Here is a 12693-nt window from a genome sequence, read left to right as displayed (position 1 = left end):
CTCCTTGGATTGAGGCCTGATGACTGTTCGTCACTTCTCTGCGGTGGCGTGCACGTGGAAGTCGTGCCAGGTGCGCAGCTCGATCCGCTGGAAGCCGGCGGAGCGCAGCATCTCCTCCAACTCGCCCAGGGTGAAGCGCAGGTGGACCTCTTCCGGGCCGGCGCCGTCGGGCTGCCGGGCGTACCAGGCCTCGATCTCGCGGTTGCGCTGCCGGTCGGAGGTCTTGCGGTAGTCGGCCAGCGCGACCCGGCCGCCGGGGCGCAGCGCCCGGTACATCTCGGCGATCGCGGCCGGTGCGTCGTCGGCCAGCTCGTGCAGCACGTACGTGGAGATCACCAGGTCGGCTTCGGCGTCCTGGACGGGCAGCGGCACCACCGGGCCGACCGTCCGGGTCAGCCGGTCGGCCAGCCCCTCCCGGGCGGCCCGGGCGGCGAGGACGTCCAGCAGTTCGGCGCTGCCGTCCACGCAGTGCACCGAGCCCTGCGGGCCGACGGCCCGGGCGGCCGGCACGGCGGCGTAGCCGGTGCCCGCGCCCACGTCGACCACCCGTTGGCCGGGGCCGGCGCCGACGGCGCGCAGCAGGTCCTGCACCTCGCCGAGCGCCCAGCGCAGCGGACCGTCGAGCCGGTACACCGTCTCGGCGACCTCCGGCGAGTGCGCGGTGTCCGGTTGTGCGGTGTTCACGGTGTGTCTCCGTTCTGAAGGCTCGGGAGGAGGGGGTGGCGGCTACGCATCGGCGAGGACGCTCTTGAGCAGCGGCTCGGGCACCGGCGTCTCGTGGTCTCCGTCCACCACGTGCACCCGGCCGACCTCCGGGAGCAGCACGAACCGCACCGCGCTGCCCGAGCGGCGCTTGTTGTCGCTGAGGATGACCTCGACGATCCGTTCCGGCGTGAACTCCCGAGGCACCGCGATCGGCGCGCCCATCAGGGTGGCGAGCACGTGCTCCTGGCGCTCCAGCACCTCGGGGGCGGTGATCCCGAGCCGGATGCCGACCCGCGCCGCCGCGCACATCCCGATGCCGACCGCCTCCCCGTGCAGCAGCGCGCCGCCGGACAGGAACTCCACCGCGTGGCCCACGGTGTGCCCGTACTCCAGGATGATCCCGGCCTTGCGCTCGCCCGGGTCCAGCGCCAGGATGTCCAGCTTGCTGCGCACCACCTCGTGGCACAGGCCGAGCAGGTCGTCCCGGATCCCGGCCACGCCGCCGGCCAGTCGGGACTCCAGCCGCTCGAACCAGGCGGCGTCGTTGACGAGGCCGTTCTTCAGCGCCTCCACCAGCGCGCTGCGGTGCTGGCGGACCGGCTCGCTGCGCAGCATCGCGACGTCCGCCCAGATGAACAGCGGTGGGTGGTAGACGCCGAACTGGTTCTTGCCGAGCGCGCCGTTGATCGCCTGCTTGTTGCTGAGCGTGCCGTCGGTGAGGTTGAGCATGGTGGTCGGGATCTCGACGAACCGCAGGCCCCGGTAGACCATGGCGGCGGCCAGGCCGGCCAGGTTGCTGATCATGCCGCCGCCGAGCGCGCCGACGATCGAGTCCTTGGTGGCGCCGGAGGCGACCAGCCGCTCGCAGAGCGCGGTCAGCTGGGGCCAGCCCTTGGCGCCCTCGCCCTCGACGACGGTGATCAGGTTGACGGCGATGCCGGCCCGGGTGAGCCGGGCCGCCAGGTCGCGGCCGAAGAGCTCGTACAGCGGTTCGCTGGTGACCAGGTAGAACTCGTCGAAGTCGTGGCGGCCGAGGTACTCGGGCAGTCTGCCGCCGATCGAGTCGCCCAGGTAGAAGGGGCAGGCGGGGCTGGTCCCGCTGGACAGTTCGATGATGCTTCCGTCGGACACGTCGGTCCCTTTCGCACAGAGGTCGGGTGTCGTGCGCGGGTCTGCGGGACCCGGAGGTTCGCGGAGGTCGGGTGGGTCCGGCCGTCACCGGTGCGCGGCGGTGGGGAGGTCCGGCCGTCACCGGTGCGCGAGGTAGCCGTCCAGGTCGAGCAGCCCGTTGCCGCTGACGCAGGCCACGATCACCTCGGCCCGCCCGGCCTCCCGGGCCAGCACGGCCCGCTCCACCGCGGCGCGCACCGCGTGGCAGGACTCGGGGGCGACCAGCATCCCCTCGGTGGACAGCAGCAGCCGCCCGCTCTCGAAGATGTCCGGCTCCTCGTACGCGACCGCGTCCAGCAGCCCGGCGCCGCGCAGCACGCCGATCACCGGCGAGCCGCTGTGCTGGCGCAGTCCGCCGACGTGGGTCTCGGGCAGCTCGTACTCCCGGCCCAGGGTGTACGACTTGCTCAGCGGGGTGATGCCCTCGGGGTCGGCGTGGTCGTAGCGCAGCGTGCCCCGGGTGAGCCGGGGGGCGCCGGCGGACTCGGCGCCGAGCAGCAGCAGTTCCTCACCGCGCTCGGCCTTCTCCGCCAGGTACGGGCCCATGAACCCGCCGAGGTTGCTGCCGCCGCCGACGCAGGCGATCAGGGCGTCCGGCCGCTCCCCGAGCGCGGCCAGCTGGGCCTTGGTCTCCTGGCCGATCACCGTCTGGTGGATCAGCACGTGCGGCAGGTTGCTGCCGGAGATGTAGCGGGTCTCCGGGTGGAGCGCCGCGTGGTTGATCGCCTCGCCGATGGCGGTGCCCAGCGAGCCGAGCAGGTGCCGGCCGTCCCGCAGCAGTGCCTTGCCCACCGGGGTGCGCTCGCTGGGCGAGGGGTGCACCTGGGCGCCGAGCATCTCGATCACGGCGTGCCGGCCCGGCTTCTGTCGGGCGGACACCCCCGCCCAGTAGATGACGGCGTCGAGGCCGAACCGGCGCGCGGCCCAGGCGACGGCGTGTCCCCACTGTCCGGCGCCGGTCTCGGTGACCAGCGTGTCCACGCCCTGCTCGGCGGCGAAGTAGGCCTGGGCGATCGCCGAGTTGAGCTTGAAGCTGCCGGTCGGCAGGACGTCCTCGCGCTTGAAGTAGATCCGGGCCGGGGTCTCCAGGTGGCGCTCCAGCGCCCGGGCGCGCAGCAGCGGGGTGGGCCGCCCGATCGCGGCCAGCTCCTCGCGGACCCGCTCGGGGATCTCCAGGACGGGCTCGGTCGCCGCGTCCTGGGCGCGGACGGCGTCCAGCCGGATGCGCTGCTGGAGGGCGACCCGGGAGCCCCAGGCGTCCTGCCGGGCGCCGTCGGGCTCGTGCGGCGGCGGCACCGGGCCCGGCAGGCTCGGCACGAGGTTGAACCAGTGCGAGGGGACGGAGCCGGGGTCCGTCGCGGCCGGGACCGGAACGGGGTTCCACGGGGTGGCAGGCGTCACGATGCAATCCCTCTCGTCATCCGAATGGGGGAACCGTGAGCGCCAGTTTCCGCAGCTGAACGACCAGCCGAGAAGTCGTTCGAGCGTTCTTGACCGGACTGGTCAAGCTTTCGATCGCTTGCCCCCCGCTCGTTTGATCGGAACGGTGGGATACACGGCTCCCGGCCCCCTGTACGGCCCGTACGAGGGGCGCACCCGCGATTCCAAGGGGCGCGTGACCGCAAGGCGCGCCGTCTCGTTGCACCCGCGGAGCCGTCGCACCAGAGGAGTCATCCGCTCATGAGCACCACGTCCCGGCCCGGCCCGGCCCAGAGCAAGACCGACCACCGCAAACTCGGCGGGGCGCTGTACCGCGCGAGGGCCGTCCCCCAGCCGCTCGACGTGCCCGAGTTCGCCTTCCTGGCCGTCGACGGCACCGGCGACCCGCGCCGGAGCCCCGAGTTCACCCCCGCCATCGCGGCGCTGTACGCCGTCTCGTACGCGCTCAAGTTCGCCGTCCGCGCGGACACCGGCCAGGACTACGCGGTGATGCCGCTGGAGGGGCTGTGGCACAGCAGCGACCCCGGCTTCGACCCCACCGCCCTGGAGTCCTACGACACGGACGCCCGGGCCGGCTGGGAGTGGACCCTGCTGATCCGCCAGCCCGTCCCGTACACCGCCGAGCAGCTGAGCGCCGCGCTCGCCAAGGCCGGCGCCAAGGCGGGCGCGGAGGCCGTCGGACGGATCCGCCCGGAGGTCTTCACCGAGGGCCCGTGCGTCCAGGTGCTGCACAAGGGCCCGTACGAGACCGAGCCGCACACGGTGAAGCTGCTGCACGACTACCTGCGCACCGAGGGCCTCAAGGGGGCGGGCCGCCACCACGAGATCTACCTCTCCGACCCGACCCGGACCGCCCCCGAACGCCGCCGCACCATCCTGCGGCAGCCGGTGGGTTGAGTGCTGCGTCCCCGATGCATCCCGACGCGTCCCGGCGAGGAGCGGCCGGCGGCGTGCCCGGCGGCGCACTGGCACCGGCGTACGCCGGATCGTGCCTGCGTGGCACGACGCGCGATCCGCCCCCGGGAGGCTGGACAGGCCCGAAACGCCCTCATAGCATCGGTGCCCTCCGCCTGGCTCCGCCCCAGGCCGGAGATCCCTCTTCGGCCGCTTCTCGCCGGGCTGGGCCTGGCTTCGTGAGGCTGACCGCCCCTTCCCGGCGCGCAGGCGGGACGTCCGACCCTGGTGCGCCCCGGGAGTAGCGCCCAGTCTCGTAACTGACGTGCCATCGAGCGCTTTCGAATCAGGAGCGGGGCCGCGCAGGGGCGGGCGGTGCAAGCCGGTTGTCGGGTCGCTCCACACACCGGGTCCGGGGGGATCCTCATGAAGATCGACACCCTCAGCAGCCACGACGAGAGACTCCGGCGGGCGGTCCCGCACCTGGTCGCCCAGGTCAGGGACGGCGAGGCCGCCGTCTCCCTGGAGGAGCTCGCCAGTGCCACCAACACGTCCCCCGACTACCTCCGGCGGGTCTTCCGCCACCAGGTCGGAGAGCCGATCCACCGGTACGTGCGCAGGCTCAGGCTCTCCCTCGCCGCCTACCGGCTGGTGTACGGCGACCGCACGATCATCGACATCGCGGTGAGCGCCGGGTACAACTCGCACGCCGCGTTCACCCGCGCGTTCCGCTCCGCGTACGGCGTGTGCCCCACCGACCTGCGGACCAACCCGCAGAACACCTCCTGGCCCACCACCGGACCGGGCGGCAGCGACGTGCGCCCGGCCGCGATCCCGCAGCGGCGGGTCGCGTTCTGCTCGCACCTCGGCCCGATCGACAGCGCCGACACCGCGTGGGAGCGCCTGCGCGGCTGGCTCACCACCCACGGCCACTGCCCGGCCCGCTCCAAGGCGCTCGGCGTCTCCTACGACGATCCGGACTTCTTCATCGGCGCCCGGACCAGGCACGACATCTGTGTCCCGGTGCCGGACCGCTTCGCCCCGCAGGGCCACGACGGCATGGGGGTCCAGATGGTCCCGGCCTCCACCGGGCTCGCCATCCGCCACGTCGGACCGCCCGAGCTGATCCCGTTCACCTACATGCACCTGGCCGTCAGCGCGGCCGTCAAGGGCATGGGCACCGAACGCCCGCCGCTGCCGTACTACCTGGAGTTCTCCTCCTTCCCCTCCGCCCACCCCGAGCGCCAGGTCGCCGTCGACGTCTACCTGATGCCCAACGCCCGCCGCGAGACCGCCACGTCGGACTCCGGCTGGTCCGGCTGGCAGACCACCCGCAACCACCGGCAGCACCTCGTCTGACCGAGCCGGCCGGGGACCTCGATCGGGCAGTTCCAGGTCCCCGGCCGGCCCGCGGACGGCCGCGCCGCCCCGCCCGGGGGTCGGGCGGGGCGGCGCGGGCGGCGCGGGCGGCGGGTCAGCGGGAGGCCGCCGCCGGGAGGGCGTCCGGGACGGTGCGCCGGGAGGAGACGGCGACGACGGCGAGGCTGGCGAGGGCGAGGGCCGTCACCACGCTGAGCATCACGGTGTAGGAGGCCAGCGAGGAGAACGCCGCGAGCACGGCGGGCAGCAGGAAGCCCGAGTAGCAGAGCGCGTAGTAGACGCCGGTGATGCCGGCCAGGTCGTCGGGGGTGACGAGGCGCTGGATCTCCAGCAGCCCGGAGACCACCCCGATGCCGTAGGCGGCGCCGAGGAAGACCGCGCCGCCCAGGCCGAGCAGCGGGGAGCGCAGCGTCGCGTCGCCGGCGCAGACCGCCATGCCGCAGGCCATCAGGACCATGGAGGTGATCACGCCGCGCGCCGAGGAGAGCGAGTCCAGGCGCTTGGCGAAGGGCTGGACGAGGGCGCCGGTGCCGAGGGTGAGGACGGTCAGCAGGGTCGCGTAGGCCAGCGACCAGTGGCCGAGCCGGTCGCCGACCAGCTGCGGGGTCACGGCGTACGCGACGCCGGCCGAGCCGAACACCCACGGGGCCATCGGCAGGACCACCCGCACGAAGCGCCGGTGCCCGGCCGCCGGGACCTTGAGGTCGGCCCACAGGCTGCGGTCGGAGGCACTGCGGCCCCGGGTCTCCACGGCCTTCGGGAGCAGGACCAGCGCGGGCGCGGTGACCAGCAGGTGGGCGAGGTACGGGGTGACCATCGGCCAGGGGCCCCACTGGGCGAGCACGCCGGCCACCCCGGCGCCGAGGCCGAAGCCTGCGGTCAGGGCGAGGGAGGCGCGGCGGGCGCCGGCGCCCGGGTCGGCGGCCGGGTCGTGCGGGGCCTGGGAGAGCTCCTTGACCCAGCTGGTGCCGACCGCCATCGCGATGCCGACGGCTATGCCGGTGAGGAACCGCCCGGCGTAGATGGGGAGTTCACCGGCCGTGCCGCCGCACAGCACCCCGCTGGCGGCGAGCGAGACGGCGACCGCGCCGATCATCAGCGGGCGGCGGCCGTAGCGGTCGGAGGCGGCGCCGCCGACCAGCAGTCCGGGGACCAGCCCGAGGACGTACGCCCCCAGGAAGGCGTCCACGGTGACCTCCGAGTAGCCGCCGAGGTGGCGGTACATCAGCAGCAGCGGGGTGAACTGGTTGCCGCCCCACCCGCAGCAGAGCATGGCCAGGGCGGCGAGCAGCCACGGCCGCCCCCGTCCGGTGGGCGCGACGGAACCGGACGGCGGCCGGGTGGTGCTCATGGTGGTGCTGCTCCTTGTCGGATGGTCGGTCCCGGCGGTCCGTCGGGGGTGTGCGCGACTGCCGCCGCGCGGTGAAGGGAAGCTCAGTGGCCGGTGACCGCCCGGTGGGCGTCCAGGTGGGCGCGCAGGGCGGCGGTGAAGCCCTCGGCGTCGCGGGCCGCGATCCGGTCGACGAGCACGGTGTGCTCCTCGACGAGCGAGGCCAGCCGCTGCGGCTGCACTCGCAGGAGCTGAACGGCCATCCGGCGCTGTCGGTCGCGCAGCGTCCCGTAGAAGCGCTCGGCCAGCTCGTTGCCGGAGGCGGTCACGATGCCCCGGTGGAAGGCCTCGTCGGCGTCGGCGAAGGCGCCGAGGTCGGCGCGGCGGGCGGGTTCGCGCTGCTGGTCGATCAGCTCGGACAGCTGCCGCACCAGCGCGTCGAGACCGTCGGGGCGGCGGGTGATCCGGCGCACGGCGGTGCTCTCCAGCGCCTCGCGCAGCTCCAGCACGTCCTCGGCCTCACCCGGTCCGACCGGCACCACGACGGCTCCGCGCTTGGGGAAGAGCTGGAGCAGCCCCTCGGCCTGGAGCCGCAGGAAGGCCTCGCGGACCGGGGTGCGGCTGAGCTCGGCGCGCTCGGCGATCTCGCCCTCGCTGATCAGCGTCCCCCCGGGGAGGGCGCCGCCGAGGATGAGGCCCTTGGTCAGTTCGTACGCGCGGTCCGCGGCCGGGACGCGGGCAGCGGGCGGGGTGTCGGCCATGGAGCACACCGTAGCACCATAGATGCAAGCTTAGATGCAAGAGCCCTGGCCTTGGATCCAAGAGCGCCCGGAGCATCGGATTCGGTATCGCTCAGGGCCCGAAGAATGCGCTTTCTCACCCCCTTCCGCAGGACGAGGATGGGCGGGGCCAACCAGCCTGCCCGGAGGAAGCCGTGTCCCCGACCCTGTCCCCAGTCCTGTCCCCCGCGTCGCCCGCCCTGCCGGCCGTCGACCCGGCACTGCTGCCGCTCACCGCCGAGCCCCGCCCCGAAGGGCTGGCCGTCGGCGGCGTGCTCCTGGACGAGGTGGCCCGCCGGTACGGCACGCCGCTGTTCGTCTACGACGAGGAGCACCTGCGCAGGCGCTGCCGGGAGGCGGTGGCCGCCTTCGGCCGGGACAACGTCGCCTACGCCTCCAAGGCCTTCCTGTGCACCGCGATGGCCCGCCTGGCCGCCGAGGAGGGCCTGCTGCTGGACGTCGCCTCCGGCGGCGAGCTGCGCACCGCGCTGTACGCCGGGGTGGACCCGGACCGGATCGTGCTGCACGGCAACAACAAGGACGAGGCCGAACTGCGCACCGCGATGACCGTCGGCGTGCGCCACCTCGTGGTGGACAGCTTCGACGAACTGGACCGGATCGAGCGGCTGCACCACGAGGAGGGCCTGCCCCCGGCCCGGATCCAGCTGCGGGTGGCACCCGGCGTCGCGGCCGGCGCCCACCAGGCGATCCAGACCGGCGGCCACGACTCCAAGTTCGGCTTCGGCCTGGCCGACGGCGTCGCCGCGGCCGCGGTGCGCCGGGCCGCCGACTGCGCCGCCGTCCGGCTGGAGGGCGTCCACGCCCACGTCGGCTCCCAGGTGCTGGACCCGGCCGAGCTGGCCGACGGCGCCGCCGCGGTGGCCCGCTTCGCGGTGGAGCACGGCCTGCGCCGGCTGACCGTCGGCGGCGGCCTGGGCGTGGCCTACCTGAGCGGGCAGAGCGCCCCCTCCTTCGCCGTCTGGGCCGAGCGGGTCCGCGCGGCGGTGCGCGGCGCCGGGTGGAGCGGCGCGGTGAGCGTCGAGCCCGGCCGTTCGATCGCCGCCCGGGCCGGGCTGACGCTGTACCGGGTCGGCACCGTCAAGCGGATCGAGGGCGTGCGCACCTACGTCAGCGTGGACGGCGGGATGAGCGACAACCTGCGCCCCGCGCTGTACGGCGCCCGTTACGAGGCCTTCCTGCCGCGCTGCCCCGAGGCCCCGCGCCCGCGTCGCGCCCGGCTGGTCGGCAAGCACTGCGAGAGCGGCGACGTGATCATCGACGACGCCGCGCTGCCCGCCGACCTGCGGGTCGGCGACCTGCTGGCCACCCCGGTGACCGGCGCCTACGGCTACGCCATGGCCTCCAACTACAACAAGCTGCCGCGCCCCGCCGTCGTGTTCGTCCGGGACGGCGAGGCCCGCCTGGTGGTGCGCCGGGAGACCGAGCACGACCTGCTCCGGCTGGACGTGGCCGCCGGCGGGGAACCGGTGGCGGCGCAGCGCGCGCACACCTTCTAACCTGGCCCGATGCTGAACAGCGCCCGACTGCACGTCCTGCTGGAAATCGCCCGCCGGGGCACCATCGTGGCCGCGGCGCAGGCCCTGCACCTGAGCCCGTCCGCCATCTCGCACCAGCTCGCCCGCCTGGAGCAGGAGTTGGGTGTCGCGCTGGTGGAACGGGCTCCGCAGTCCCTGCGCCTGACGCCCGCCGGTGTCCGGCTGGCCGAGCACGCCCAGGCGATCGCCGATCTGATGGCCGTCGCCCAGGACGACCTGCGGGCGCACGCCCAGGGCGCGGCCGGCGTGCTGCGGATCGGCTTCTTCGCCTCCGCCGGGCTGGACCTGCTGCCCCGGGCGCTGGCCGCGTTCGCCGCCGGCCATCCGCAGGTGGAGCTGGAGCTGATCATGGGGCAGCCGCACGAGCTGGTCCCGGACCTGGAGGCCGGGCGGCTGGACGCGGCCGTGGTCTTCGAGCACCCGCTGGACCCCTGGTGCCGCCAGGCCGCGGTGGACGTGCGGATGTACTTCGAGGAGCCGCAGCTGGTCGTGGTGCCGCTGCGGCACCGGCTCGGGCGGCGCTCGGCGGTGCGGCTGGCCGAGCTGGAGGGCGAGAGCTGGATCGGCACCCACGGCGGCAGCACCGGCGAGCCGGTGCTCGAACGCGCCTGCGCGGCCGAGGGGTTCCGCCCCCGGGTGCGCTGCCGCAGCGACCACTACCAGGTGACCATCAACCTGGCGCGGGCCGGCATGGGCGTCGCGCTGATCCCGGCGCTCGGCCTGGCCGACAGCGCCGGGGTGCACGTGTGCCGGCTGGACCACCCCCAGCTGCACCGCCGGATCGGGGTCGCCACCCGGGCCACCAACCGCAACCCGGTGCTCCAGGCCTTCCTCACCGAACTCGGCGCCGCCGCCGGGGAGATCAAGGCGCTGCTCGACATGCAGTGGACCTGATCCCCCCGACCTGACCCCCCGGCCTGACCCCCTCGGCCTGATCCTCCGGAGCGGACCGGCGTCAGGCGGGCCGCTGGGCCCAGGCCCCGAGGGCCCGCCCGACGTCCCGGATGGCGTGCACGGCGGCCCGTTCGGTACTGGGCCCGAGCGCCACGTCCCAGTGCGCGACGACCGCGTAGGCCACCCGCCGGGCGCCCACCATGACGCCCGCGTCGGCCCGTACGCCGGTGTCCGTACCGGTCTTGTTGGCCACCAGCAGCCGCCCGGACAGCGGCTCGGGGAAGCCGGGCGCGTACGGGTCGTGGTCGATCAGCGCGGGCACCAGGCCGTGGTCGGTGTTGGCGCGCATCCAGCCGAGCAGCCGGGCCGAGGCCGCCGGGGTGGCCATGGTGCCGCGGACGGCGAGGGCCACCAGGCGGGCCAGGTCGCGGGCGGTGCCGGTGGCGAAGACCGGCGGGTCCTGCGGCCCGCGCTCGTCGCGCACCCGGTCGTGCAGGGTGAGCCGCGTCAGCCCGAGTTCGCGCGCCAGCCGTTCGGTGGCGGGCAGGCCGACCAGGCGCAGCAGCGCGTTGGTGGCGGTGTTGTCGCTGACCGCGGCGGTCAGCCAGGCCAGGTCCTCCACCGTCCAGCCGGGGCGGCTCAGCCGGCCGAGCAGCCCGGTGCCGCCGGTGACGTCCTCGGGGAGGATCGCCACCGGCTGCCCGGCCGTCAGTTCCCCGCCGTCCAGCCGCCGGGCGACCTCGGCCAGCAGCAGCAGCTTGGAGGCGCTGGCGACGGGCAGCACGACGGTGTCGTCCACCCCGACCGCGTCGCCCTCGCCGGGGGCGTCCACGTCGACGGCGGCCACCGCGAGGGTCAGCGGGAGCGCCGCCGAGCTGCGGGCGGCGGCCGTCACCTGGGCGAGGCTCATCGGACCCGCACCACCTCTCCGGCCCGGCTCGCGGTCGGCCGGCCGTCGCGCACCGCGACCCGCCCGGCCACCACGACGGTCTCCACGCCGGCCGGCGGCAGCAGCGGCTGTTCGAAGGTCGCGCCGTCCAGCACGGCCGCCGGGTCCAGCACCACCAGGTCCGCGACGGCGCCGTCCCGGACCACCCCGCGCCCGGTCAGCCGGAAGCGCTCGGCGGGCAGCCCGGTCATCTTGTGGACGGCGAGTTCCAGCGGCAGCAGGCCCTGCTCGCGGCCGTAGTGGCCGAGCACCCGGGCGAAGCTGCCCGCCCAACGGGGGTGCGGGCGGCCGGGCTTGGGCACGCCGTCCGAGCCGATCATCGACAGCGGACTGGCCAGCACCCGGCGGACGTCGTCCTCGCGCATCGAGTGGCTGATGATGGTCACCTCGCCCTGCGCCTCCAACAGCAGGTCGCAGACGTAGTCCACCGGGTCCGCGCCGCGCTCGGCGGCCAGGTCGGCGATCCGGCGGCCCTCGACGGCGCGGCGGGCCGGGGCGGCGGCCACCGAGATGAGGTCCCAGCCGCCGTTGCCGACGGTGTTCTCCCAGCCCTCGACGCCGTTCGCGATGTCCACCCGGATCCGCTCCCGCACCTCCTTGCAGCGCAGCCGCTCCAGCAGCGCGGCCGGCCCGCCCTCGCTGGTCCACGGCGGCAGCATCGCGTGCAGCACGGTACTGCCGGCGGTGTACGGGTAGACGTCGCAGAGCACGTCCACGCCCTCGGCGCGGGCCTGCTCCAGGCGCGGCAGCGTGCGCAGGGTGGCGCCCCAGGCGTGCCGGCCGGCCGTCTTGTGGTGGGAGACCTGGAGCGCGGCACCGGAGCGCGCCGCGATCTCCAGCGCCTCCTCCAGGGCCTTCTCCACCTGGGACATCTCGTCGCGCAGGTGGGTCACGTACGGCTTGCCGTGCCGGGCGGCGACCTCGGCCAGGGCCACGATCTCCTCGGTGTCCGCGTAGACGCCGGGCGGGTAGATCAGCCCGGTGGAGAGCCCGGCCGCGCCCTGGGCCAGCGCCCGGTCGAGCAGCCCGCACATCGCGGCCAGCTCCTCGCGGGTGGGCGGGCGGTCCTCGAAGCCCATCACCCCGGCGCGCAGCGTGCCGTGGCCGACCAGCGAGGCGATGTGGTTGCGGCGCAGCTCGGACCGCTGGCCGGCGGCGAAGGACTCGAAGTCCTCGGCGGGCCGCACCGGGCCGAGGCCGAAGGTGACCCGCAGGTGCTCGGCCACTTCGGGCAGCCGCTCGGGCAGCGCGGGGAACAGACTGATCCCGCAGTTGCCGCTGATCTCGGTGGTGACGCCCTGGAGCAGCGGAGCCAGCCGCAGCTCGTCCAGGGCGTCGCCGTCGGTGTGGGTGCCCCCGCAGAACGGGGCGGCGAGCGCGTCCGAGTGGGTGTGGACGTCGATGAAGCCGGGGGTGACGACCCGTCCGGTGACGTCCAGGGTCTCGGCCGCGGCCACGGCGGCGCCGGGCGGCAGTACGGTGACCCGGCCGTCCGCGACGGCGAGGTCGGCCGGACGGGCGGGCGCCCCGGTGCCGTCCACCAGGGTGGCGCCGCGCAGCAGCAGGTCGACCTGGGTCGAGTTCACGTCCGCTCCC

General features: G+C 74.7%; 11 protein-coding genes. 4 read left to right on the top strand and 7 right to left on the bottom strand.

All coding sequences use genetic code 11. From position 1 onward, the window contains the following. Positions 1-30: 30 nt before the first annotated feature. The 3 genes from QWJ13_RS18225 to QWJ13_RS18215 form a co-directional block, all read right to left on the bottom strand. Entirely contained in the window at positions 31-684 is a 654-nt protein-coding gene (locus QWJ13_RS18225) for a class I SAM-dependent methyltransferase (RefSeq protein WP_316525653.1), read from the bottom strand. Positions 685-726: 42 nt separating this feature from the next. After that, positions 727-1836 carry a 2-deoxy-scyllo-inosose synthase gene (locus QWJ13_RS18220; protein ID WP_316525651.1) on the bottom strand — a complete coding sequence of 370 codons (1110 nt, stop codon included), beginning with the start codon at positions 1834-1836 and terminating at the stop codon, positions 727-729. 117 nt (positions 1837-1953) lie between these two features. Next, complete coding sequence (locus QWJ13_RS18215; protein WP_316525650.1) at positions 1954-3276, bottom strand: TrpB-like pyridoxal phosphate-dependent enzyme; 1323 nt, start codon at positions 3274-3276, stop codon at positions 1954-1956. Positions 3277-3555: 279 nt separating this feature from the next. Here QWJ13_RS18215 and QWJ13_RS18210 point away from each other — a divergent pair, with 279 nt between their 5' ends. Beyond that, a complete protein-coding gene (locus tag QWJ13_RS18210; protein ID WP_316525648.1) occupies positions 3556-4212 on the top strand; it encodes a GyrI-like domain-containing protein in 657 nt (218 codons plus the stop codon). A gap of 423 nt (positions 4213-4635) precedes the next feature. Next, positions 4636-5568, top strand: coding sequence for an AraC family transcriptional regulator (locus QWJ13_RS18205; RefSeq protein ID WP_316525647.1), 933 nt, complete (start codon positions 4636-4638; stop codon positions 5566-5568). A 115-nt stretch (positions 5569-5683) separates the two neighbouring features. On the opposite strand, the gene QWJ13_RS18200 is transcribed toward QWJ13_RS18205, so the two are convergent. Both QWJ13_RS18200 and QWJ13_RS18195 read right to left on the bottom strand, forming a co-directional pair. Beyond that, positions 5684-6940, bottom strand: a complete 1257-nt coding sequence (locus tag QWJ13_RS18200) for an MFS transporter (protein ID WP_316525645.1) — start codon at positions 6938-6940, stop codon at positions 5684-5686. A gap of 83 nt (positions 6941-7023) precedes the next feature. Further along, entirely contained in the window at positions 7024-7680 is a 657-nt protein-coding gene (locus tag QWJ13_RS18195; RefSeq protein ID WP_316525644.1) for a GntR family transcriptional regulator, read from the bottom strand. Positions 7681-7853: 173 nt separating this feature from the next. Between QWJ13_RS18195 and lysA the strand changes: the two genes are divergently transcribed. Then, positions 7854-9215, top strand: a complete 1362-nt coding sequence (gene lysA, locus QWJ13_RS18190) for a diaminopimelate decarboxylase (protein ID WP_316525643.1) — start codon at positions 7854-7856, stop codon at positions 9213-9215. Between the two features lie 9 nt (positions 9216-9224). Next, on the top strand, positions 9225-10148 hold the full coding sequence (locus tag QWJ13_RS18185; protein WP_316525642.1) for a LysR family transcriptional regulator: 924 nt from the start codon (positions 9225-9227) through the stop codon (positions 10146-10148). A gap of 61 nt (positions 10149-10209) precedes the next feature. On the opposite strand, the gene QWJ13_RS18180 is transcribed toward QWJ13_RS18185, so the two are convergent. Together QWJ13_RS18180 and QWJ13_RS18175 are read right to left on the bottom strand one after the other, a co-directional pair. Continuing rightward, positions 10210-11058, bottom strand: a complete 849-nt coding sequence (locus QWJ13_RS18180) for a serine hydrolase (protein WP_316525641.1) — start codon at positions 11056-11058, stop codon at positions 10210-10212. After that, positions 11055-12683 (bottom strand): N-acyl-D-amino-acid deacylase family protein, encoded by a 1629-nt coding sequence (locus QWJ13_RS18175; RefSeq protein WP_316525639.1) that lies wholly within the window; start codon positions 12681-12683, stop codon positions 11055-11057. Before QWJ13_RS18175 ends, QWJ13_RS18180 begins: the two co-directional genes overlap by 4 nt. Positions 12684-12693: the final 10 nt, after the last annotated feature.

The sequence above is a fragment of the Kitasatospora brasiliensis genome (assembly GCF_032654805.1).
Classification (GTDB): Bacteria; Actinomycetota; Actinomycetes; order Streptomycetales; family Streptomycetaceae; genus Kitasatospora; species Kitasatospora brasiliensis.
The sequence above is the reverse complement of the archived record's forward strand: the minus strand, read 5'-3'. Positions and strand labels throughout refer to the sequence as shown.

Bases quoted from the DNA above. Each gene is read 5' to 3' on its own strand.
- QWJ13_RS18210 (WP_316525648.1), top strand. From the start codon at position 3,556: ATGAGCACCACGTCCCGGCCCGGCCCGGCCCAGAGCAAGACCGACCAC.
- QWJ13_RS18205 (WP_316525647.1), top strand. From the start codon at position 4,636: ATGAAGATCGACACCCTCAGCAGCCACGACGAGAGACTCCGGCGGGCG.
- QWJ13_RS18200 (WP_316525645.1), bottom strand. From the start codon at position 6,940: ATGAGCACCACCCGGCCGCCGTCCGGTTCCGTCGCGCCCACCGGACGG.
- QWJ13_RS18195 (WP_316525644.1), bottom strand. From the start codon at position 7,680: ATGGCCGACACCCCGCCCGCTGCCCGCGTCCCGGCCGCGGACCGCGCG.
- QWJ13_RS18185 (WP_316525642.1), top strand. From the start codon at position 9,225: ATGCTGAACAGCGCCCGACTGCACGTCCTGCTGGAAATCGCCCGCCGG.
- QWJ13_RS18180 (WP_316525641.1), bottom strand. From the start codon at position 11,058: ATGAGCCTCGCCCAGGTGACGGCCGCCGCCCGCAGCTCGGCGGCGCTC.